The sequence below is a fragment of the Yersinia sp. 22-579 genome (assembly GCF_030433455.1).
Lineage (GTDB): Bacteria > Pseudomonadota > Gammaproteobacteria > Enterobacterales > Enterobacteriaceae > Yersinia > Yersinia enterocolitica.
The window spans coordinates 40,316-63,351 of the sequence record NZ_JAUJTZ010000021.1 but is presented as its reverse complement, the minus strand read 5'-3'; the positions used below and the strand labels follow the sequence as shown (position 1 = coordinate 63,351).

Here is a 23,036-nt window from a genome sequence, read left to right as displayed (position 1 = left end):
TACTGACGAAGCCGCCTCGCTTGAGGTGGTTTCTATTTTGTCGGATTCGCCGATATTAGACGTTCATTGATAAAGTCAATAAAACAGCGTAGCCGATTACTGACAGCCTGGTCACTGTAATACACAGCATTGATCGGCATTGCGACAGGCAAAGTGTGTTCTTGTAATATCGGTACCAAATCCCCACGTTGCAGATCCTGCTGGACCATAAAATCTGACAGGCAGGCAATACCATTACCTTCAAGGCACAGGCGGCGTTGCGTCTCTCCATTATTGGATGCCAGATCTGACTTAATCTCATAAAGTTGCCCATCAGCACCTGCCAGAGGCCAGCGGTTTAATATGGGTAAGTCATTAAATCCCAAACATAAATGATGCTCTAAATCTGCGGCAGTTTGCGGCGTGCCATATTGCTTCAAGTAGGCTGGTGAGGCGAGAATATGGCGATAACTAGTCATCAGTTTTCTGGCTCGCAACGTTGAGTCTTGTAACGTCCCCACCCTGATTGCGATATCCACTTTGCGCTCGATAAGATTGATGAATGTTTCAGACGAAACTAGCGATAAAGTCACCAAAGGGTAGCGCTGACGAAACTCAGCCATCAATGGCGCGATAATATGTAGTACCACTGGGGTAGCGGCATCAATACGAAGTAATCCTTTAGGATTCAACTGATTATCCAGAATTTCATTTTCTGCCGTCGCCATTTCTCGCAAAATATTTTGTACCCTCCGAAAATAGTGTTCACCTTCCTGGGTCAGGCTGATCTGCCGCGTAGTGCGATTGAGCAAAGTGACACCCAACTTATTCTCAAGCTTCTTTACTGTTCGGCTCACTACCGAATTTGCTTGTTCGAGTTGTTCTGCCGCACGGCTGAAACTGCCACATTCCACCACAGTAACAAAAGTAATCAGTTCATCTGAGTTTGCTTTCATTGTTGCTACTCCAGCAAAAATATTTTGATATTTTGAGCATTTTTGTCATTTAAACATAGGTCCATAATAGCCGCTATCAAATTGAGCTGTTTTCCATCACTGTTTTCTGGAGTTGATAATGCCACTCGCTTTACTGGCACTGACCATCAGTGCATTTGCTATTGGTACCACAGAGTTTGTTATTGTCGGGCTGGTACCGACGATCGCCGAACAACTGGGTGTTTCTGTCCCGTCGGCGGGGTTATTGGTTTCAATTTATGCATTGGGGGTAGCTATTGGTGCTCCGGTGCTGACTGCATTAACAGGGCGAATCCCTCGAAAATTACTATTGATTGGTCTCATGGTTTTGTTCACGTTAGGTAACTTATTAGCGTGGCAATCACCAGGTTATGAATCATTAGTTGTCGCCCGTCTATTAACCGGTTTGGCGCACGGGGTCTTTTTCTCAATCGGCTCAACTATCGCAACCAGCCTGGTACCTAAAGAGAAAGCGGCCTCAGCTATTGCCATTATGTTTGGCGGCTTGACAGTGGCGCTGGTGACAGGGGTTCCATTAGGAACATTTATTGGGCAGCATTTTGGCTGGCGGGAAACGTTCCTCGCGGTATCACTGATTGGTGTTGTTGCCATTATTGCCAGTGCTATTTTGGTGCCAAATAATATTCCCAATAAAGCTTCAGCCAGTATTAAGCAGCAATTGCAGGTACTCACTCACCCACGTTTATTGCTGATTTACGGTATTACTGCATTAGGATATGGCGGTTTCTTTACCATGTTTACTTTCCTGGCCCCCGTTATGCAAGAGTTGGCAGGGTTCTCGGCTGCTGCGGTAAGCTGGATTTTGCTGGCATACGGAATATCTGTTGCGATTGGTAATATTTGGGGGGGGAAATTGGCTGATCGCCATGGTGCTGTGCCTGCTTTGAGCTTTATCTTTACTGCATTGGCTGGTCTGTTATTTGTTTTCCAGTTCAGTGCCAACCACAGTGTCGCGGCATTGATTACATTACTGATTATGGGGGTTTTTGCCTTTGGCAATGTCCCTGGTTTACAGGTTTATGTGGTGCAAAAGGCAGAGGAATATACACCACATGCTGTTGATGTCGCCTCTGGTTTGAATATTGCAGCATTTAACGTAGGAATTGCCTTAGGGTCAATTCTTGGGGGGCAGGCAGTGACTCGCGTGGGTTTAGCCCAGACCCCATGGATTGGCGGAATAATCGTTGTTGCTGCACTACTCTTGGTGAGGTTAAGCGGCAAACTGGATAAGAAACACTCAAATCAGGTGGTTATCAGCTAACGCCACTTTCAGATTTTCGTTTTTAGCCCGCATATAGATTGTGGGCTTTTTTGTTCATAGAGGCCTTATTAGTGCATTATGAATAACATAGATTGAATCTATCCCTGAGTATCCCAATATCAAAAAGACAACATGGGCAAAAGACATTACTGACCGGAACATCTGAGCGTATAATCAGTGAACTACCAACTACGGTTATCTTACAAACCAGAGTGATTTCGAATAAGGAATAGGCCATTAAAGTGCCGAAACGAACATATGCAATGCGGTATGTTGCAGGTCAACCGGTTGAACAGATTTTCCCTGGCTCTGCTAAACAATTGGGGCAAGGGTTACCGCCAGGCGCGCCATTGCCGACAACTGAATTTCTGCGTGTGATGGTGTGGAATATCTTTAAGCAGCAGCGGGCGCAATGGCTATCTGTGCTTAAAGAATTCGGACGTGATGCTCAACTGATGCTACTGCAAGAAGCACAAACAACACCTGAGTTGGTGAGGTTTGCTACGTCTCATTATCAGGCGGCTGATCAGGTTCCTGCGTTTGCATTGCCTCAACACCCCTCAGGCGTGATGACATTAGCGGCCACCCACCCAGTCTACTGCTGCCCATTGAGAGAACGGGAGCCGCTGCTGCGCTTGTCTAAGTCGGCGTTAATTACTGTTTATCCTATTCATGATGGCCGCTTATTGATGGTTGTGAACATTCACGCAGTGAATTTTAGTCTGGGTGTTGATGTTTACAGTAAACAGTTAGAGCCGATTGGTGAACAAATTGCGATGCACCGTGGCCCGGTTATTTTAGCGGGAGATTTCAATGCATGGAGTCGCCAACGGGTTAATGCTTTACAGCGTTTTGCCCAAGGTATGGGTCTGGAAGAAGTTGAGTTTAGTACCGATAATCGCAGCCGTGCTTTTGGCAGACCTCTCGATTTCGTGTTTTATCGCGGCCTGACTCTGGCTGATGCCTCAGTATTGGTGACACGAGCCTCGGATCACAATCCACTTCTGGTTGAGTTCCAGCCATAAAAAAAGCACCCCGAAGGGTGCTTTTTAACAGCGTTAATAGCGATTCTGACTTTATGCGTCCGGGGTTGATTTGCCGTTAACGAACAGCGTCAATTTCAAACCTGGCAGCAATTTATTAGCTTTGCTGACTACCGAATTCCATCGCATCACATCGTCGGTGTTTACACCGTGACGCTTGGCAATACTGGCAAAAGAATCACCTTTACGAACCTGATAGGTGATGCTGTTGCTGCTGGTTGTATTGCTTGCCAGTTGCAGGGTTTGCCCAACTTTTAAGGTACTCTTGGTACTTAAGTTGTTCCAACTCTGCAAATCGCTGGTCTTGATATTCAACCGCTTGGCAATCGTAGATAAGGTATCGCCGGGGCGAACTTTATACTGCGAACTTGATGCCGATTTTGTGCTGTTCTGTGCCAACTTAGTTGGTTGAACGGCGGCAATATCAGTATCTGCCAATGAATCTTTAAGCTGCTCAGCATGGGCTTTCGGCAACATGATATAACGAGGACCGTGTCCAGCTGGTGCCGTTACATTGCGCTTATACCCAGAATTAAAGGATTTCAACTTTGTCAGTGACATCCCCGCCATCTCAGCCGCCTGAGTTAGCTCTATCTGCTGACCAACATCAACTCGTGCTAGTGCACGGTCTTTGTCAGTGTCAGGCAAGTTTATACCGTACTTTTTGCTATTCTTGATTAAATCACCCAAGGCCAGCATTTTTGGAACATAAATTGACGTTTCACGAGGAAGCGACAATGCCCAAAAGTTCGTCGGTTTACCTTTTGCCTTATTTGCTTTCACCGCTTGCATGACTCTGCCTTCACCGCTGTTATACGCAGCGACTGTTAACAACCAGTCACCGTCAAACATCTTGTTCAGGCGCTCCATCATATCAAGCGCTGCTTTGGTAGAAGCAACCACATCTCTGCGGCCGTCATACCATTGGTTTTGTTTCAAGCCATAATTTCGACCGGTACTTGGCACTATCTGCCACAGCCCTGCGGCGTTGGCGGATGATGTCGCGTGTGGGTCAAAAGCGCTCTCCACTATGGGTAGCAGTACCAATTCCATCGGCATATTACGTTTCTTAATCTGCTCGACTATCAGGTACATGTACGGCTCTGCCCGTAATGTTACATCGTGGAGATAGCTCTTATTTTTTAAGTATTTTTGCTTCTGTTCACGGATCCGGGAATTTTCCGGAACCTTCATCTTCAGCTCGTCGCTAATGAAGTTCCACAAATCTTGCTGCGCGAGGCCACTCTCACTATCCAGCCATCGCGCGCTGCCCACTCGGGCGCTATTTGTGTACTCTCCTGCTTCACTCTCTTGACCTGCCGAAGACAAACTCTGTGCATGCTGTACAGGAGCCTGAACGCCCACCTTGGACGTCTGGCACCCAACAAGCAAGACTGAGGCGAGAAATATCGCTTTGGTCTTCATGTGTGTGTCAATGTAGTTGCTTAAAAGACGACCAATCATACTTTGCTTCGATAAAAAACACAACTAAAAGCTCAGAAGCGGTCTTTCTGTGCACGTAATTCGGAAAAAACTGAGACAAGTGAGTCCGGTGGAGACATTACACCTATTTTTCTTTGTAAATCAATGTCATCACAACGTAAAAAAACATTAATTTTCCGCTCAATTTGCAATTTTACGGGTAAGCTAGGTTGGTTTTTTGCTCGTAATTGCATGATTTGCTGCTGATATGTAGCAATGTCTTGATCTGAGGGCAGAATAAAACGGGCAAACTTAAGATTTGCGAGAGTATATTCATGCGCGCTGCAAATTAAGGTTTCATCGGGGAGTTGTGCGAGCTGTTGAATAGACGCGTACATTTGCGCCGGAGTGCCCTCAAATAGTCTGCCACAGCCGGCGGAAAACAGCGTATCACCACAGAAAAGATAAGGTTTGCTGTAGTATGCGATATGCCCAAGGGTGTGGCCGGGAACGGCAATAACCTGGTAGTTTTGGCCATCAATACTCAGGTGATCACCCCCATTTACAATTATTGTCGCGCCTTTATTTGCGGTTTCTTGTGGTCCATAGACCGGAATTTCGGGGAAATGGCGGCGCAAATCAGCGACACCCCCAACGTGATCGTTATGATGATGGGTTAATAATATGGCCTGAGGAAGGTACTGGCCTTGACTCAGTGCGGCCAGTACGGGGGCTGATTCACCGGGGTCAACAATGACACAGTGCTTTTGTGTGTCTGCCAATAGCCAAATGTAATTGTCTTGAAATGCTGGAATGCTGATAAGATTCATTAGATACCTCTTTTATTGGCAACAGTTTGAAAGAAGACGTTAAAACATGAAACCAGCACAAACACGCCAAAAGATCGATGCGCCCGCATCTTGGGCTGAGTTACCTTGGGGAGAGTATTATCGTGCGGCAATTGAACAGCAGTTGCAGCCCTGGTGGCCGAAATTCTTTGGTTTCCACTTACTGAAGATAGGCCATTTGAGTGCTGAAATCGCCAGCGATAAATGCGCTATCTCCCATCAGGTGAATGTAGGGGAGCAGGGCAAAAATATGCAGGTGTTTGCCAGCCCATATCAGTTACCTTTTGCTGAAAAATCGGTAGATGCTTGCTTACTGTCCCATACTTTAGCCTATGCTGCTGATCCACACCGCATTTTACGTGAGGTGGATCGGGTGCTGATTGATGACGGCTGGTTGGTTATCAGCAACTTTAATCCAATGAGTCTCTTAGGGGCAGGGAAGTTGGTGCCGTTATTGCGCCAGCGGCAACCCCATGTTAGCCGCATGTTTACTCAAATGCGCTTATTGGATTGGCTCAGTTTATTAAATTATGAAGTTTTATATTTGTCGCGCTTTCATGTGTTGCCGTGGCATAAAGAAGGTGGGCGCTTTATCAGCACCCATCTACCGGCGTTGGGGTGTGTCAGCTTGATTGTTGCCCGCAAACGCACTATTCCGTTAACGTTTAATCCGATGAAGTTCGGCGCGCGTAAACCGTGGTTCAGCCGAGCTGTTGGGGCAACGAAAAGCTATCGTGATCAACCTTGATGGTGCAGTCACATTAAGGTTGAAAGGTTAATTGGGGTTATAACCGGTATCTTCTAACGTCGGTGAGTTTGCGCCTTCACGGGCCAGTTCATCACAACGCTCGTTTTCCGGATGTCCCGCATGGCCTTTTACCCACTCCCATTGTATTTGATGGGTTTGAATAGCCAGATCCAGTCGCTGCCATAAATCGACATTACGCACCGGTTTGCGGTCGGTGGTTTTCCAGTCGCGCTTTTTCCAGTTATGAATCCACTGAGTAATCCCCTGGCGCACATATTGGCTGTCGGTGCTAAGAGTGACTTCGCAAGGTGAGGTCAACGCTTCCAGCGCCACGATAGCAGCCATTAGTTCCATGCGGTTGTTTGTTGTCAGGAAATAGCCAGCGCTAAAGGTTTTTTCATGCTGTTTGTAACGCAAAATTGCGCCGTAACCACCGGGGCCTGGATTGCCAAGGCAAGATCCGTCGGTGAAAATTTCTACCTGTTTAGTCATCTCTGGTAGACTCTTCCTATCTGATTAAAAGTTAAGTCTGACATAAACGAGCGCTATGAGCACTGGCAATATGCAAGTTACACCGACCAGACAGATTGTTCTGGATACTGAAACCACCGGTATGAATAAGCTGGGCGTTCATTATGAAGGCCATAAGATTATTGAAATCGGCGCAGTTGAAGTGATCAACCGTCGTCTGACCGGCAGAAATTTTCATGTTTATATCAAACCTGACCGTCTGGTCGATCCGGAAGCTTACGGGGTTCATGGTATCAGCGACGAGTTTTTAGCTGATAAACCCACTTTTGCGGATATTGCACCGGAGTTTATCGAGTTTATCCGCGGTGCTGAGTTAGTCATCCATAACGCGGCGTTTGATATCGGCTTTATGGATTACGAATTCCGAATGTTGCAGCAGGACATTCCGAAAACTGAAACCTTCTGTACCATTACCGATAGCTTGTTACTGGCGCGCCGTTTATTCCCAGGCAAGCGCAATAACCTTGATGCCCTGTGCGATCGCTACCAGATAGATAATACCAAGCGAACATTGCACGGCGCGTTACTCGATGCCGAAATTCTGGCAGAAGTTTATCTGGCGATGACCGGCGGGCAGACATCACTGTCTTTCTCAATGGAAGGTGATCAGTCGCAAAATAATTCCTCAGACGATATCCAGCGTATTACCCGGCCAGCATCTGGACTGAAAATAATTTATGCCGCTGAAGATGAGTTAGCCGCTCATGAGTCACGTCTGGATTTGGTGATGAAAAAGGGCGGTAGCTGTCTCTGGCGTATGCCACTAGAGACGGACGACAGCATAAACGCTGAATAAAGTGATATCCAGATGAAAAACTGTGCAAACGGTTTATTTTACTGGAAAAAGTGTTGACGAGATTGTATTGCATACGTAATATTCCACTCGTTCTTAACCGGAACAGCAGCGTGGTGCGGTAGTTCAGTCGGTTAGAATACCGGCCTGTCACGCCGGGGGTCGCGGGTTCGAGTCCCGTCCGCACCGCCAACATTCAGAAGCCCTGAGTTATTGCTAACTCAGGGCTTCGTTGTATCTATGCCCTTCGTACTTGAAGCCGCAGGGGTGTTAGCTACGCTCACTTACCCACATCACTTACCGGTGTAAGCTCATTGGGATGCATTCGCTTGCTGCCTACCTGCAACTCCAATTACTTTAGGTATACCCCTGGTACTTGAAGCCGCAGGGGGAAAAATAATAGAACTCCCCCTTGGCTAACAGCTCAATAAATCCATTTAGAATTTACTGCGTAGCTTTCGTATTACCCGCTTCAGCGGCTGTTTTCACCCAGCCATCAAAGGTTGCCTGATGAGCTTGGATCCAACCATTCACATGACGTTCGATATCGGCATCTGAGGATTCACCGGCATGCATCCGCATGTTCTGAGCATTCACATCATTAATTGATAACTTCATAATGGAGAACAGCTTGGCGGCGGCAGGGTTAGCTTCAGCCCATTTTTTGTTGGCGACAATATGCATCACACTCGGTGGGAAGCCGTAGTTCGCACCGTTAGAAAGCTGGGTGTCGATAGTTTTATCCGGCAGGGAAGAGAACGGCACCTGTAACCACACCACATCACGGCCGGGAACCAGTACGTCGCTGACCCAATATGGCGTCCAGGTGTAATACAGGATTGGCTTGCCTTCTTTGTAGCGCGTGATGGTATCGGCAATCATGGCGGCATAGTTACCCTGATTGTGGGTTACCGTATCGCTGAGGCCATAGGCTTGGATCTGGTGGTTAATCGGAGCTTCACAACCCCAGCCAGGATTACAGCCGGTGAGATCCGCTTTGCCGTCGTTATTGGCATCAAACAGTTTGGCAATTTTCGGATCTTTTAGCTGCTCAATATTAGTAATATGATATTTATCAGCAGTTTTTTTGTCGATCAAATAGCCCTGCGCCAGCCCTTCAATGAAGTTACCCTGACGGTAGAATTTGGCATCGCCACCTGCGGCTGCGTATTGATCATTATGCAGCGGCTCCCAGTTTACGGCCAGATAAGTCGCATCACCTGCGGCAATAGAAGAGTAAGCGACATTGTAATCAACTTCTTTGGTTGGCTGGACGTCGTAACCGAGCTTCTCCAGCGCTTTATTGACCAGCGAGGTCTGGAAGGTTTCTTCCGAAATGGTGCTTTGCAGTGGTTGGACAGTGATGCCTTTGCCCGGTAATTCTGCGGCGGATAACTGAGTGCTTATCAGTGTGGTGAGGGCCAAGGCCCAGATTCCAGTCGTGCGCATAATTTTCCCCTTATCCCCTTCGTCCTTGACACTGCAGCTGTGTTAGCGGCGCTCACGCACCCGAATCACTTACTGATGTAAGCTCATCGGGATTTACTCGCTTGCTGCCTTGCCGCAGCGCCAATGACTTTGGGGATGACATTGAGCGTAATGAATTGAGATTACTTAGTGTTACGGAATGGTTTGGTGATTAGCCCGATAGGGCCAGTGGCATACCAGCGGCCAACGCCTTTGCTGCGGCGGTCACGGCCTAATGATTGGGTCAGGCGGTCAAGGATAATCGCCAAAATTACGATACCGACACCACCGACAGCGGCTAGCCCCATATCAAGGCGACCAATGCCGCGCAGCACCATCTGGCCTAACCCACCAACGGCAATCATTGAAGCAATAACAACCATCGATAATGCGAGCATTAAGGTCTGGTTGACACCCGCCATGATGGTTGGCATCGCCAGCGGTAATTGCACCTTGAACAGCATCTGGCGTGGATTAGCACCGAAGGATTCCGCAGCTTCTATAAGATCTGCTGGTACTTGCTTGATCCCCAAAATAGTCAGGCGAACAATTGGGGGTAGGGCAAAGATAATGGTTACTACGACACCCGGGACATTACCAATACCGAACAGCATGACAATGGGCACCAGATAAACGAAGGCTGGCGTGGTCTGCATCGCATCCAGTAAAGGCCGAATAATTCGTGCAGCGTTATTACTGCGCGCCAACCATATCCCGAGGGGTAGCCCGATAAGAATACAGAAGAACAGCGAAGTCAGAACCAGTGCCAGCGTCACCATCGCTTGCGACCAGGCACCAATCGCGCCGATGGCAATCAGGGAAACCAAGGTTGCCACCCCCATCCCCAGGGTAGAGAACTGCCAGGCGATCAAGGCGAAAACCAGAATCGCCACCGGTGCTGGCATACCCAGCAATAAGTGTTGGAAGCCACTGAGAATGAAATCAACTGGCACGCGAATGCCTTGGAACAGCGGGCGGAAATGCAGCACCACCCAATCAATACCGTGGGTAACCCACGAATCCAGTGGCACCCAGGTGTTATGGAATGGGTCCATCAGACTAAAATGTTCAGGCGCTGCTGCCGGAGCGCTGTTTAGCCAATCGGTACTTTGTGCCGCTTGGCTCTGTACGGCCTGAGAAGCAACCTCATGGCTCGCGCTGCCTGCGGCACGGCTACCCTCGGCCATGCTCGCTCCCCAGGGGTCAGCAGCGGCTGACAAGGTCTGAGTGGCAGAGTCGGTCGCGACCGGTGCTGCTGAAGTTGCTGCATCCGTCGCCCACGGGTTGCTGTCTACGGGGGTGCTACTTTGGATTTGATCACTCATTTGGCGTCTCCTTATCTAAGGCCTGCAACAGCATGGCTTTGGAAATAATACCGATATAGCTGTTGTCTTCACCGACCACAGGAACCGCGCACGGAGCTTGTGCAACCAGTGAAATCAACTCACTGAGAGGCATATCTGCCGGAACCGGTGCTGGATCAGCCAATAGGGCACTATCCAGTGATTGGTTCTCTGCCAATGCTTTTTTCAGTGAATCTATCGATACCACGCCAATAAACTTCTGCCCGCGCTCCAGCACATAGCCGTAATCGCGGTCTTCATCCTGAAGCAGTTTTAACGCTGAACGAGGGCCGAAACCCGGTGTTTTACGGATCAAGGATACCGGACGACGACGCGCGATATCTTTGGCACTAAAGACGTGGCTGATGTCGACACCACGAAAGAAGGTGCGTACATAGTCATTTGCCGGATTATTAAGTATTTCATCCGGTGTTCCGACTTGTACTACTTCGCCGCCTTGCATAATGGCAATGCGATCGCCGATACGCATGGCTTCATCCAGATCATGAGAAATAAAGACAATCGTTCGTTGATGCCTGGCCTGTAGCTTGACCAATTCATCCTGCATTTCAGTACGAATTAATGGGTCGAGTGCTGAGAAGGCTTCATCCATTAATAGGATATCGGGGTTATTGGCCATCGCGCGGGCTAAACCTACGCGCTGACGCATCCCACCTGACAACTCGTCGGGATAAGAATGAGCGTAGCTTTCCAGACTCACCTGGCGTAAGGCTTCCAAGGCTTTTTCATGACGTTCCGCTTGCGGCACGCCAGCTAACTCCATACCGAATGCTGTGTTATCGAGCACATTCAGATGGGGCATTAATGCAAAGGATTGGAAGACCATGCTTATCTTATTTCGGCGTACGGTGCGCAGGGCACTATCAGATATTTTGGCAATATCTTCGCCATCGATGAGCACTTCACCACGAGTGGGTTCTATCAGACGATTGAGAAGGCGTACCAGGGTGGATTTACCGGAACCGGATAACCCCATGATGACGAATATCTCGCCTTCTTCAATGGCCAGATTGGCATCTTTAACGCCAACGGACAAACCAGTTTTGGCAAATATCTGCTCTTTATTCTTACCTGATTCAAGCAGTTTAAAAGCCCGTTCTGGATGCTCACCAAATATTTTATATAAGTTCTTTACTTCGAGTTTAATTGCCATGCAGCTGGTGTATTCCTCTGTCAATTTTGAATTATGTTTATTCGATCAATATTATCCTGATGAAAAAATAGAGCGCCATATACCCTAACACAATGAGAATCTGAGACAACCCTCAATGTTCCTATAATCATTTTTGCAATAGTCCTCATCCCAATATATAAGTTTTTAACTTGTTAATTTACCTGCGTTAATACTATGGTTTTTTACTTTAGATAAATTGGCTAATATTGATAATGAATCTAATGGCTAATTAGAGTGTTAATAGTGTGAATATTGCACATATATAGGCAATATATTTTCTATATTATTGAGAATGTATTTCCTGCAATGAAAGTGCTGAATCCCCCTGATACTCTGGCCTGTAGCCAAATGGGGGATAAGATGAAGTTTTAGATTTGGCTGGGGGAATCTGGCCATCCTGCTCTGGTCGCAAGGGAGGGAGAACTCCCCTTTGTTATATTAGCGAAAAGGGGAGTTTTTGTGAGGTGGAAAAGCTTAGAAATCCCAGTCTTCGTCCTCAGTATTGACCGCTTTACCGATCACATATGACGAACCAGAGCCAGAGAAGAAATCGTGATTTTCATCAGCATTGGGTGATAAAGCTGCCAAAATGGCCGGGTTAACATTAGCCTGACTAGCGGGGAATAGGGCTTCATAACCCAAATTCATTAATGCTTTATTTGCATTGTAATGGAGGAATTTTTTGACATCTTCTGTCCAGCCAACCCCATCATATAGGCTCTCCGTATAGTGCACTTCATTGTCATATAAGTCCTGCAACAAATCGAAAGCGAAATTCTTTATTTCCTGACGGCGATTATTATCTACTTTCTCCAATCCTTTCTGGAATTTATAGCCGATATAATAGCCATGAACTGCCTCGTCGCGAATAATCAGCCGAATAAGATCTGCGGTGTTGGTTAATCTAGCGCGGCTTGACCAATACATAGGTAAATAGAATCCGGAATAGAATAGAAATGACTCCAGAAATACACTGGCAATTTTCTTCTTCAGTGGGTCGTCATTATTATAATGCTGAAGGATAATATCGGCTTTCTTTTGCAGCGGGCCATTCTCCTCACTCCAGCGATAGGCCTCGTCCACATCCGATGTCATACACAGGGTAGAAAATATGGAGCTATAAGAGCGGGCGTGTACGGCTTCCATAAAGCTGATATTGGAAAATACTGCTTCCTCATGGGGAGTGATGGCGTCTTTAATCAGTGCCGGTGCACCCAGCGTATTTTGAATAGTATCGAGCAATGTCAGCCCAGTAAAAACCCGAATAGTCAGTTGCTGTTCATCAGCCGTTAGTTTAGCCCAAGAAGGAATGTCATTTGATAGCGGGACTTTTTCCGGCAACCAAAAGTTAGCCGTCAGGCGGTTCCATACTTCCAGGTCTTTATCGTCTTCAATTTTATTCCAATTGATGGCACTAACGTGTTTTATCGTTTTTGTTGTATTCATATCATCACATCCTTATTAGCCATTTTTATTTATTACAGCGAGCAGGAAACACAGCCTTCAACTTCCGTCCCCTCAAGCGCCATCTGACGCAGTCGGATGTAATAAATGGTTTTAATCCCTTTCTTCCAGGCATATATCTGCGCTTTATTGATATCGCGGGTCGTGGCGGTATCGCGGAAAAACAGAGTCAGCGACAGCCCCTGATCGACATGCTGGGTCGCTTCGGCATAGGTATCGATGATTTTCTCCGGCCCGATTTGATAAGCATCCTGATAATATTCAAGATTATCGTTGGTCATATAAGGCGCTGGATAATACACCCGGCCAATCTTGCCTTCTTTGCGGATCTCGATTGGAGAGACAATCGGGTGGATGCTGGAGGTCGAGTGATTGATATACGAAATAGATCCAGTCGGAGGCACCGCCTGTAAGTTCTGATTATAAATCCCGTGCTCCATCACGGACTGGCGCAGTGCTGCCCAATCTTGTTGATCCGGAACGGAAATACCCGCTTGGGCAAATAGCGCACTCACTTTAGCTGTTTTAGGTTGCCAGCTTTGCTCGATATATTTGGTGAAATAGTGACCCGAAGCATAAGTCGATTGGTCGAAACCTTTAAAGTGGCTGCCGCGTTCTATCGCCAGCTGGTTAGAAGCGCGGATGGCGTGATATGCCACGGTGTAGAAATAGATATTGGTGAAATCCAGCGCTTCTTCTGAGCCATAGAAAATACGTTCGCGCGCCAGATAGCCGTGCAGATTCATCTGCCCGAGGCCAATAGCATGGGATTCCTGATTACCTTTTTCAATTGATGGCACTGAGCGGATATTGCTCATATCAGAGACAGCCGTCAGCCCGCGAATGGCGGTTTCAATCGATTTACCAAAGTCTGGTGAATCCATTGTGTGGGCTATATTCAGTGAGCCAAGATTACAGGAGATATCCTTCCCAATATGGCGATAGCTAAGGTCATCGTTGTATTCGGTTGGTGAATTAACCTGCAAAATTTCCGAACACAGGTTACTCATATTAATCCGGCCTTTGATCGGGTTGGCCCGGTTCACTGTATCCTCAAACATCATATAGGGATAACCGGACTCAAATTGGATCTCTGCCAGTATCTGGAAAAACTCGCGTGCTTTAATTTTGCTTTTACGGATGCGCTTATCATCGACCATCTCGCGGTATTTTTCACTGACACTGATTTCAGACAGAGGAACGCCGTAAACCTGTTCTACGTCATAAGGCGAAAACAGGTACATTTCTTCATTATTCTTCGCCAACTCAAAAGTAATATCGGGGATAACCACACCCAGTGACAGGGTTTTAATCCGTATTTTTTCATCGGCATTTTCGCGTTTGGTGTCGAGAAAACGCAAAATATCCGGATGGTGAGCATGGAGATAGACTGCCCCGGCCCCTTGGCGTGCACCCAGTTGATTGGCATAGGAAAAAGCATCTTCCAACATTTTCATGATAGGGATGACGCCAGATGACTGATTTTCAATACGTTTAATCGGCGCGCCGACTTCTCGAATATTAGTCAATAGGAAAGCGACACCGCCGCCACGTTTAGATAATTGCAGTGCCGAGTTAATGGAACGACCAATGGACTCCATATTGTCTTCAATGCGCAGCAGGAAGCAGGAGACTAGCTCACCGCGCTGTTTCTTGCCGCAATTGAGGAAGGTTGGCGTGGCGGGTTGGAAACGGCCAGTAATGATCTCTTCGACTAAATCTCGCGCAACTTGCTGATTACCCGCAGCTAATGTCAGGGCGACCATACAAACACGGTCTTCATAGCGCTCCAGATAGCGTTTACCATCAAAGGTTTTCAGGGTATAGCTGGTGTAGTACTTAAACGCGCCAAGGAAGGTCGGGAAGCGAAACTTTTTGCTATAGGCTTGTTGGAATAAGCTCTTGATAAAGCTGAAGTCATACTTTTCCAGCACTTCTTTTTCGTAGTATCCCTCTTCCACCAGATAATCGAGTTTTTCCTGTAAATTATGGAAGAACACCGTGTTTTGATTCACGTGTTGCAAGAAATATTGCCTTGCAGCCAGGCGGTCTTTATCAAACTGGACACGCCCATCAGCATCATAGAGGTTCAACATCGCATTCAGTGAGTGATAGTCAAGTTCACTGCTGGATGAATCGGTGATTCTCAGTTCTGTCGTTGCCAAAATTCAGTTACTCCCTTGCGCACGTTTGCCACATCTTCTGCTGTACCCAGTAGTTCAAAGCGATACAGATAAGGAACCTGACATTTTTGGGAAATAATTTTCCCCGCCAGGCAATAGGCGTCGCCAAAATTAGTGTTACCCGCAGCAATCACACCGCGGATCAATGAACGGTTATGGGGATCATTGAGAAATCTAATCACCTGAATAGGCACCGCGCCGACTGGGCTGCCTCCACCATAACTGGGTACCAACAAAATATAGGGCTGCTCCATTCGTAACTTTTCCCGCGCCCCCGCAATGGGAATACGTATTGCCGGTAGCTCCAGCTTCCCGACAAAACGGTGGGTGTTCTCCGAAGAACTAGAGAAATACACCAACGGATTCATTTTTTGACCCTCATCAGGCACTGACTGCCTGAGCCAATGCGCTTATTTTGTCTGGGCGGAAACCAGACCAATGATCCTCACCGGCGACAATCACCGGAACCTGCTGATAACCAAGAGATTTAACGTGGTTTAAAGCCTGTGAGTCTTCAGTTAAATCAATAACCTGATAAGTGATCCCTTGTTTATCGAAAGCGCGATAGGTTGCATTGCACTGGACACAATCAGGTTTACTGTAAATAATAATACTCATGATTCGTATTCTCATCTTATCTTAAGAAAAGGCAGGCTTAGCAGATTGTTGGTGTGTCTCGACCTCCAGCCCCTGATTATCAACCCCGATTTCATTCTCGCGAGTGATAAATTAGATACTATATCTAGTGTTTATTTAATTCAACCACACTATATGTAGTCATTTGCTATGAGTTATGCACATTTGAGAGATGAAGCCGCCAGCACCGGGCTGGCGACAAATTCCAAGGGAATAAAGGGAGGTAAAATATTTTATTGCCGGGCGGCGATGGGGAAGTGCTTACTGACGCAGACTGACCGCTAATCGGTTAAATGCATTCATGATGCTGATAGCGAAAGTTAAATCAGAAATCTGAGCATCAGTAAAATGCGCTTTCAATACATTAAAGGTGCTATCAGGTGTGCCGCTGGTGGTGATATGAGTCACTGCCTCCGCCCAATCTAATGCAGCACGCTCATCTTCACTAAAAAGATTGCTGAGTTTCCAGCCCGCGATGACATCCATTTTAGCGTTATCAAAACCATGGTCGCGCAAGAATTTGCCGTGCATATCCAGGCAAAATGCACAACCGTTGATCTGTGATACCCGCATAAAAATCAATTCTATCAGCGTTTTTGGCAACGAACTTTTATCGAGAGACATAGAGGCGCTCACCAGCGCTTTGTAGGTAGTCGGTGAGAGTTCGGAAAAATACAGACGTTGTTCAACCATGATATGTACCTATGATGTTGGCCCTTCAATAAGCCGCTACTCTAGCAACACCATGACCTATACTATAGGGCCATAAATGACTTATTTTAGTGGGCCATGATGAAGATGTTTTCACATCTGCTTAAGCTGGATCGCCAACATAACGACCCGGTATATCGCCAGATTTATCAGCGTATTAAAGATGCAATTGTGCAGGGCACTTTGCTACCGGATACGCGCTTGCCTTCGGTGAGGGTGCTGGCCAGCGAAGTGGGTGTGGCGCGGGGAACGGTGGAAAATGCCTATGCCCAACTGATTGCTGAAGGTTTCTTGCAAAGCCGCGGGCAGGGGGGGACTTATGTTTCAGCTCAATTACTCGATGCGCCTCTATCACCATTGAAAATTGTAGAACCAGACGAACAACCCGTAGTGATTAATCATTCTCTCTCGGCTGATCGTATGATGGCACGCCCTTTCCAGCTGGGGCTACCCGCGTTGGATGCTTTTCCACGCGCGCAATGGGGGCGACTCATCACCAAACAGGTGCATAATCTGACCATCACCTCACTCGGGCACCCTCCCGCCGCCGGATTACCGGCGTTACGTGAGGCAATTGCCCATTATTTGCAGTTATCTCGTGGTTTCAACTGCCAACCTGAGCAGGTATTTATTTGCTCGGGTTATCAGTCGGTACTGGATCTAGTGGTTAATACGGTATTGAAGCCGGGAGATAGCGGTTGGCTGGAGAACCCCGGATATCCTGCCACTCAGCAATTGATCCGTGAGGCCGGGCTTATTTCGCATCCGGTCAATGTGGACAGCGATGGTATGGATGTGACGGCTGCTATCCATGATTGCCCCAATGCTCGCTTTGCTATTATCACGCCAGCGCATCAAAGCCCGTTGGGGGTGGCACTCAGCTTAGCGCGGCGCATTGCACTGCTGGAGTGGGCTGAGCAACAGCAGTCATGGATTATTGAAGATGATTATGATAGCGAGTTTCGCTATCAGGGGCGGCCGCTTCCCCCGTTAAAGAGCCTGGATAGACATGGGCGAGTGCTGTATGCCGGGACTTTCAGTAAAGTGATGTTTCCGGCACTGCGGCTGGCTTATCTGGTGGTACCGCCTGAGCAAGTGGCTGTTTTTAACCACCGTTGCCAACTGCGTAGCTGTGCCAGCCCGCCACTGATACAGGCCAGTGTGGCGGAGTTTATTGGTCAGGGGCACTTTTATCGCCATCTTAAACGTATGCGTCATTTATATGCTGAGCGCCGTGAAATATTGGCCGCCAGCCTTATGCGGCAACTGGTGGGAGTTGTTGAGGTTGAACAGCAGGCGGGTGGTATTCAATTATTGGCGCGGTTGGATAAGCGTTTTTCTGACAGCATGGTTGCCGCGCGGGCACAACGCCAGGGGCTGGCGATTGAAGCGGTATCAGATTGGGCATTAGAAAAAAATAGCCGGGTGGATAATGCACTGCTGATGGGATTTACCAATTTTATTTCTGAAACCGAGGTCGATAAACAGGTGGCAAAGCTGGCAAAGGTAATTTTAGCGGGGCGTGAAAATGAAAATTATTGAGGTTAATAAAAATCATTTGGCGTTATAAAAACATGGCCCGCAGTGAATATCACTCGGGCCACCGATAAGCAAACAGCAAAAACTACAGTAGACACAGCAATGAGGGAGCTGTCAGTTTATCGGTCTGCGAACAGATATCAGCGGCGGGCCAGCAGCACACCCAGTACCAGGCCTATGGCAGCACCAATACCGACACCTTGCCAAGGTTTGTCATGCACATAATTATCAGCATTACCGGCAACATCACGTGCATGCTGTTTCAAGCTGGTCGAGCCGCTAAAACGCGCTCGTGCATCACGTAATACACCTTCAGCATTGTGGCGCACCTTGGCCAGCTCTTCTTTTGTTTTGTCGCCCGATGAGCGTAAAACATCGTCGAGAGTATCTGCCAGAAGGGTCACGTCCTGATCGAGATCTCTTGCTACTTTTTCTGATTTCTTGAACATTTGACTCTCCGTTTTGCTTGATGAACATTAAGCGTAGACCATCACAGCAAGGGGCAATCAGCTTCAGGAGTAATCCGAATAGACTATAAATAGTCAGAACATGCTTTGTACATTTGGTTACTCAGCGAAACCAATCACTCACGGAAAGAAAAAATCCATTCCTCTATGATTCTTCCAACGGCCCCACCGGGGGCTTAGCGAAACAAACTCTGAGGATTTTAAAATGAAAAAAGTATTAGCGCTGATCGTTGCTGCAACCATGGGTCTGTCTTCTGTTGCTTTCGCTGCCGAAACAACTGCGGCCGCTACAGCAGCACCAGCTGCAACCAGCACTACTGCTGCTCCAGCCGTAGAAAAAGCTGCACCAGCTAAAGCAACTCATCATAAAAAACACAAAGCGACTAAACAAACTACCGAACAAAAAGCACAGGCTGCTAAAAAAGCTGTGAAAAAAGCACCGGCTCAAAAAGCACAGGCCGCTAAAAAAGCAGTGAAAAAAGCCCCAGTTCAAAAAGCACAAGCCGCTAAAAAAGCTGTGAAAAAAGCCCCAGTTCAAAAAGCACAGGCTGCTAAAAAACACGTGAAAAAAGCACCAGCACAAAAAGCACAAGCCGCTAAAAAACACCACAAAACTGCTAAAAAATCAGCTACAGCTCCAGCTGCATAATAACGCCGGAATGCGGGCGACATTGTCCCGCACAGTCTAGCCAATTCCAGGCACCCGGTTAATACCGGGTGTCTTTTTTTGTAGGCTAACCATCATGATCAATCGCTATCTGTTCGAACTGATTTTTAGTGTGATGACTCTGTGTGGTGTATTACTCGCCTGTGCGTTGTTCCTCACTGATTCTGTTATCTAATCTCAATGTAAAATATGTAGTTGCTGAAGGTAAGTGATTATTTGTTGAACCGTCTGCTGATGTATTTTCTCCCTTTCAATTGCCGGTGTTGCACAAATAAAGGCTTCTCCTTCTTCTGCCAAAATAGCTGCCGCCGCCGGTTTACATAGCGGTAGAAAATCAAAATGCCCACTATTGGTTAACGTCACAGCGGTAATACCTGGCTGATTCAGTTGTTTTACCCATGTTGCTCCGCCCAGATTCAGGGATTCACTCGGTGAAATAAAATAGCCGGCGTTGATCAGTAGCAGTGGAGCGCTTAAGTGAAGCAAGCTGCTTTTTTGGTAAAAAGGAATCATCCCCGGATCTAACGCAATCGCAAAACGCAGGCGTTTATCTGCATAATTTCCTTCAAGTTTATCAGCAGACAACTGGTCTAACTTCACGCCTGCACGGGTATAAAACTGGCAATTAGGCTGGTCAGGTTGTTGCTGACAGCTTGCAATAAAATACGGGCGGGAAAGTGTAGCTCCTAATGCCGCGATAGCACTGTAGCCTCCTTTTGAATGGCCTATCACCCCGATAGCTTGCTCATCCAAGGTTGACTTCCAGCGCGGGTCTGACAGTAACGAACTGATGATAAAAGAGATATCTTCAGTTTGTAACCATAATTGAGCTGATTGTGCTGGGATTGAATCTCCGGTGGTACTGCCCGGATGATTAGCGGCTACCACCACCATACCTTGCTGCACCAGTTTATCGGCCAACCACGCCAGGCTGGTATTGTTGCCTCCACTGCCATGACTGAGTACCACCAACGGGAATTTACCCTCAGCAAGGGGAGCGTTGGGTAAAACAGAAATGCCCCGGAAAACGGCAGTATCACTTAGCAAGTGGGTTTCCCCTTGATCAGCCGTGGGGGTGTAAATGATGCTATCAAGTTGTCGATTGCGTTGGAGGTCATGGAATGAAATATGGGTCACTGCTGTTTGCCAGCTGTAACCGGTCAGCGGAAAAAACAGCAGAAAGCAGAGAGACAAAAACGTAGTTTTCATGGTGTAACATCCTGATTGATTGGGTTTCCCATCACCGTAGCGAGTCATAAATTCTGTTGCGACCTCGATCATGATCCAGTCCCTGATCCTGCTTGTTTTCAATCATCTGGCTGTCTACACTGCAAAACAGCTATTCACGATATCTATTTGTTAAGGCAATGGTATGCCGCTGATCCCGGTCTCTTTTCTACTGTCTTTATTATGTTTTGGTCTGTTTTTTTATTTGATTAGAGCCCATCGGCAAGGCGTTTTCCTGCTGTTGCTATTGTTGGTTTGTGCATTACAAAGTGTTCTGATTGGGTTGCGCTATGGTTATCACCTGACTCTGTTTAATGGCCTACAACCGATAGTTGCCATGACTATTCCGCCACTGACCTATTTAGCTTTATTAAGCACCGCGAAAGGGAATGTGGGGATGGGGCAATGGTGGAAACACTGCCTGGCACCTATTGGTACCGTGGTTTGTGTATGGTTGGCACCACAGTGGCTTGATGCGGTTGTGATTATTAGCTATTTGCTATATGGCGCGGCAGTACTGCTTTATTTGCGCCCCGGAGAGGATCGCTTACAACAGGTTTCGTTAGAAAAAAGTTGGCTCAGCTATCGTTTATGGTTACTGATGGCTCTCTTGCTAATGGGGTCTGGGGTGGGCGACATCATTATCAGTGTGGACTATGCCTTTTTTGCCGGAAATCAAGCAGGGGTGATAGTCAGTATCAGTAATTTATTGATTACATTGGTAATGTGCTACACGTTGTTCACCAGCGCTCATCGTGCTGATCCTATCACCGAGGTAGCAGTAAATGGTAAACCGGAGAGCGAACCGCTGGATGAATTGTTCGCAACTATTTTATCGACCTTAAAACACCATAATCTGTATCTGGACAGCCAACTCAACTTATCTAAATTGGCACGTAAAGTCGGGGTACCCACACGAAAAGTATCCCAGGCGATTAATCAGCAAACCGGGCAAAATGTCTCACAATATGTCAATCAGTTACGCATTGAACAAGCTGCGCAGTTATTGGCGACAACCGATCTGCCGGTGATCGATATTATGTTGGAGGCAGGGTTTCAAACTAAATCTAACTTCAACCGTGAGTTTATGCGGGTCAAGGGGATGACTCCGTCACTGTGGCGTGAGCATCAGCAGGCACGGAATAATAAGTAAATAATATTTTATTATACATATTTGATTCAGACTGAAAGCTGATCGGCGTATTGTGAGAACACGTTCTTTTTTGTTTGAGCCCTGTTTATGTCTACTGATTCAGCCCCTGCGGTGGTGAATAGTGCGCCACTTAGTACTCGCCAAATCAATAAACGTATCCTCTCGATTGTTATTTTTACTTTTGTTTGTTACCTGACAATTGGCCTGCCGCTGGCGGTATTACCCGGTTTTGTTCATAACCATTTGGGTTACAGTTCACTGCTGGCCGGTTTGGTTATCAGCGCCCAATATTTTGCCACTTTGGTTAGCCGCCCACATGCCGGGCGATATGCTGATTTATTAGGGCCAAAAAAAGTCGTGTTATTCGGTTTGAGCTGCTGCGGGATTAGCGGGATATTCTGCGGCTTGGCTTTTTGGTCGGAGAACCAGCCATTAATCAGTGTGTTGATGTTGGTAATTGGCCGATTCTTTCTGGGAGTAGGCGAAAGTTTTGCCAGTACCGGATCGACCTTATGGGGCATGGGTGTCGTGGGGTCTATCCATACGGCGCGGGTTATTTCCTGGAATGGCGTGGCAACTTATGGCGCGATGGCGATAGGTGCCCCGCTTGGTGTTTATCTTAATCTACATTGGGGATTAGCGGGTATCGCCTGGCTTATCTGCCTTGCCGTGTTGTTGGCGCTAGTGTTAGCCAGCCGTAAAGCAGCGGTTTCGGTGGTAACGGGCAAACGCATTGCTTTTCGCGCAGTACTGGGGAAGATCTGGCTTTACGGTTTGGGGCTGGGTTTTGGTACCGTGGGTTTCGGGGTGATTGCCACCTTTATTACACTTTTCTATGCCGACAAAGGGTGGGGCGGTGCTGCATTCTCCCTGACTTTATTTAGTGTCGCATTTGTCGGTATCCGCTTGCTATTCAGCAACAGCATTGGCCGCCACGGTGGCTTGAAAGTGACCGCGGTTTCTTTTTTGATAGAAATCGTCGGTTTGTTGCTGATTTGGGGGGCGGGAGCCCCTTGGATGGTTCAAGTCGGTGCATTTCTGGCCGGTGCCGGTTTCTCGCTGGTCTTTCCTGCCTTGGGCGTTGAGGCAGTTAAACAAGTGGAACCGCAGAATCAGGGCACCGCGCTTGGCACCTATTCCGCATTTCTTGATTTGGGGCTGGGGATTACCGGCCCATTGGCGGGGTTGGCTATTGGTCAATTCGGCATACCGGCAATTTATCTGGGGGCCGCCTTGATGGTGGCCTTCGGGGTGTTGCTCACCTTGCGGTTATTACAGCAACAACAGCGTCGGGATAATGCCGCTCGGCTTGATGGCGTGTAGACTATTCCGAAATAGTCGCTTTGAGCCAATAAATACGTGGT

General features: G+C 47.4%; 22 protein-coding genes and 1 tRNA gene. 9 read left to right on the top strand and 14 right to left on the bottom strand.

The features are described from left to right. Positions 1–32: 32 nt before the first annotated feature. Complete coding sequence (yafC, locus tag QSV56_RS20220; RefSeq protein WP_046050370.1) at positions 33–935, bottom strand: DNA-binding transcriptional regulator YafC; 903 nt, start codon at positions 933–935, stop codon at positions 33–35. A gap of 118 nt (positions 936–1,053) precedes the next feature. On the opposite strand from yafC, the gene QSV56_RS20215 reads away from it, so the two are divergent. Further along, a complete protein-coding gene (locus tag QSV56_RS20215) occupies positions 1,054–2,235 on the top strand; it encodes an MFS transporter (protein WP_046050371.1) in 1,182 nt (393 codons plus the stop codon). 242 nt (positions 2,236–2,477) lie between these two features. Then, on the top strand, positions 2,478–3,260 hold the full coding sequence (locus QSV56_RS20210) for an endonuclease/exonuclease/phosphatase family protein (protein WP_026018126.1): 783 nt from the start codon (positions 2,478–2,480) through the stop codon (positions 3,258–3,260). A gap of 51 nt (positions 3,261–3,311) precedes the next feature. Here QSV56_RS20210 and mltD read toward each other — a convergent pair whose 3' ends face one another. Together mltD and gloB are read right to left on the bottom strand one after the other, a co-directional pair. Further along, a complete protein-coding gene (gene mltD / locus QSV56_RS20205) occupies positions 3,312–4,703 on the bottom strand; it encodes a murein transglycosylase D (protein ID WP_026018127.1) in 1,392 nt (463 codons plus the stop codon). Positions 4,704–4,774: 71 nt separating this feature from the next. Continuing rightward, the gene (gene gloB / locus QSV56_RS20200) at positions 4,775–5,530 is read right to left on the bottom strand and encodes a hydroxyacylglutathione hydrolase (protein WP_019083856.1); all 756 of its coding nucleotides are present in this window, start codon (positions 5,528–5,530) and stop codon (positions 4,775–4,777) included. Positions 5,531–5,576: 46 nt separating this feature from the next. Between gloB and QSV56_RS20195 the strand changes: the two genes are divergently transcribed. After that, complete coding sequence (locus QSV56_RS20195; RefSeq protein WP_019083855.1) at positions 5,577–6,296, top strand: class I SAM-dependent methyltransferase; 720 nt, start codon at positions 5,577–5,579, stop codon at positions 6,294–6,296. 27 nt (positions 6,297–6,323) lie between these two features. Here QSV56_RS20195 and rnhA read toward each other — a convergent pair whose 3' ends face one another. Then, the gene (gene rnhA / locus QSV56_RS20190) at positions 6,324–6,788 is read right to left on the bottom strand and encodes a ribonuclease HI (RefSeq protein WP_019082105.1); all 465 of its coding nucleotides are present in this window, start codon (positions 6,786–6,788) and stop codon (positions 6,324–6,326) included. Positions 6,789–6,858: 70 nt separating this feature from the next. Here rnhA and dnaQ point away from each other — a divergent pair, with 70 nt between their 5' ends. Together dnaQ and QSV56_RS20180 are read left to right on the top strand one after the other, a co-directional pair. After that, the gene (gene dnaQ / locus QSV56_RS20185) at positions 6,859–7,623 is read left to right on the top strand and encodes a DNA polymerase III subunit epsilon (RefSeq protein WP_019083854.1); all 765 of its coding nucleotides are present in this window, start codon (positions 6,859–6,861) and stop codon (positions 7,621–7,623) included. A gap of 112 nt (positions 7,624–7,735) precedes the next feature. Beyond that, a tRNA-Asp gene (locus tag QSV56_RS20180) sits at positions 7,736–7,812 on the top strand. 252 nt (positions 7,813–8,064) lie between these two features. Here the strand turns inward: QSV56_RS20180 and proX are convergent. The 8 genes from proX to QSV56_RS20140 form a co-directional block, all read right to left on the bottom strand. After that, on the bottom strand, positions 8,065–9,069 hold the full coding sequence (gene proX, locus QSV56_RS20175) for a glycine betaine/L-proline ABC transporter substrate-binding protein ProX (RefSeq protein WP_019082107.1): 1,005 nt from the start codon (positions 9,067–9,069) through the stop codon (positions 8,065–8,067). Between the two features lie 161 nt (positions 9,070–9,230). Further along, positions 9,231–10,412, bottom strand: coding sequence for a glycine betaine/L-proline ABC transporter permease ProW (proW, locus tag QSV56_RS20170; protein WP_019082108.1), 1,182 nt, complete (start codon positions 10,410–10,412; stop codon positions 9,231–9,233). After that, the gene (gene proV, locus QSV56_RS20165) at positions 10,405–11,604 is read right to left on the bottom strand and encodes a glycine betaine/L-proline ABC transporter ATP-binding protein ProV (protein ID WP_019083851.1); all 1,200 of its coding nucleotides are present in this window, start codon (positions 11,602–11,604) and stop codon (positions 10,405–10,407) included. Before proV ends, proW begins: the two co-directional genes overlap by 8 nt. A gap of 495 nt (positions 11,605–12,099) precedes the next feature. Beyond that, positions 12,100–13,071: a class 1b ribonucleoside-diphosphate reductase subunit beta gene (gene nrdF / locus QSV56_RS20160; protein WP_019082110.1), complete on the bottom strand. Its 972-nt coding sequence runs from the start codon at positions 13,069–13,071 to the stop codon at positions 12,100–12,102. A gap of 32 nt (positions 13,072–13,103) precedes the next feature. After that, positions 13,104–15,254, bottom strand: a complete 2,151-nt coding sequence (gene nrdE, locus QSV56_RS20155) for a class 1b ribonucleoside-diphosphate reductase subunit alpha (RefSeq protein ID WP_046694643.1) — start codon at positions 15,252–15,254, stop codon at positions 13,104–13,106. Then, on the bottom strand, positions 15,236–15,640 hold the full coding sequence (gene nrdI, locus QSV56_RS20150; protein WP_005164331.1) for a class Ib ribonucleoside-diphosphate reductase assembly flavoprotein NrdI: 405 nt from the start codon (positions 15,638–15,640) through the stop codon (positions 15,236–15,238). Before nrdI ends, nrdE begins: the two co-directional genes overlap by 19 nt. A gap of 13 nt (positions 15,641–15,653) precedes the next feature. Next, the gene (nrdH, locus tag QSV56_RS20145) at positions 15,654–15,890 is read right to left on the bottom strand and encodes a glutaredoxin-like protein NrdH (RefSeq protein WP_019082113.1); all 237 of its coding nucleotides are present in this window, start codon (positions 15,888–15,890) and stop codon (positions 15,654–15,656) included. 279 nt (positions 15,891–16,169) lie between these two features. Beyond that, positions 16,170–16,601, bottom strand: a complete 432-nt coding sequence (locus tag QSV56_RS20140; protein WP_019083848.1) for a carboxymuconolactone decarboxylase family protein — start codon at positions 16,599–16,601, stop codon at positions 16,170–16,172. Between the two features lie 96 nt (positions 16,602–16,697). Here QSV56_RS20140 and QSV56_RS20135 point away from each other — a divergent pair, with 96 nt between their 5' ends. Beyond that, a complete protein-coding gene (locus QSV56_RS20135) occupies positions 16,698–18,161 on the top strand; it encodes a PLP-dependent aminotransferase family protein (RefSeq protein ID WP_076707441.1) in 1,464 nt (487 codons plus the stop codon). A 137-nt stretch (positions 18,162–18,298) separates the two neighbouring features. Here the strand turns inward: QSV56_RS20135 and QSV56_RS20130 are convergent, their stop codons facing one another. Next, positions 18,299–18,607, bottom strand: a complete 309-nt coding sequence (locus QSV56_RS20130; protein WP_019082116.1) for a YqjD family protein — start codon at positions 18,605–18,607, stop codon at positions 18,299–18,301. Positions 18,608–18,830: 223 nt separating this feature from the next. On the opposite strand from QSV56_RS20130, the gene asr reads away from it, so the two are divergent. Continuing rightward, entirely contained in the window at positions 18,831–19,274 is a 444-nt protein-coding gene (asr, locus tag QSV56_RS20125; protein ID WP_019082117.1) for an acid resistance repetitive basic protein Asr, read from the top strand. Between the two features lie 195 nt (positions 19,275–19,469). Here the strand turns inward: asr and QSV56_RS20120 are convergent, their stop codons facing one another. Continuing rightward, positions 19,470–20,573 carry a hypothetical protein gene (locus QSV56_RS20120; RefSeq protein ID WP_074010684.1) on the bottom strand — a complete coding sequence of 368 codons (1,104 nt, stop codon included), beginning with the start codon at positions 20,571–20,573 and terminating at the stop codon, positions 19,470–19,472. A 91-nt stretch (positions 20,574–20,664) separates the two neighbouring features. On the opposite strand from QSV56_RS20120, the gene QSV56_RS20115 reads away from it, so the two are divergent. Together QSV56_RS20115 and QSV56_RS20110 are read left to right on the top strand one after the other, a co-directional pair. After that, positions 20,665–21,672, top strand: coding sequence for an AraC family transcriptional regulator (locus QSV56_RS20115; protein WP_301213497.1), 1,008 nt, complete (start codon positions 20,665–20,667; stop codon positions 21,670–21,672). Positions 21,673–21,759: 87 nt separating this feature from the next. Beyond that, complete coding sequence (locus tag QSV56_RS20110; protein ID WP_046694647.1) at positions 21,760–22,995, top strand: MFS transporter; 1,236 nt, start codon at positions 21,760–21,762, stop codon at positions 22,993–22,995. The last annotated feature ends 41 nt before the right edge of the window (positions 22,996–23,036 follow it).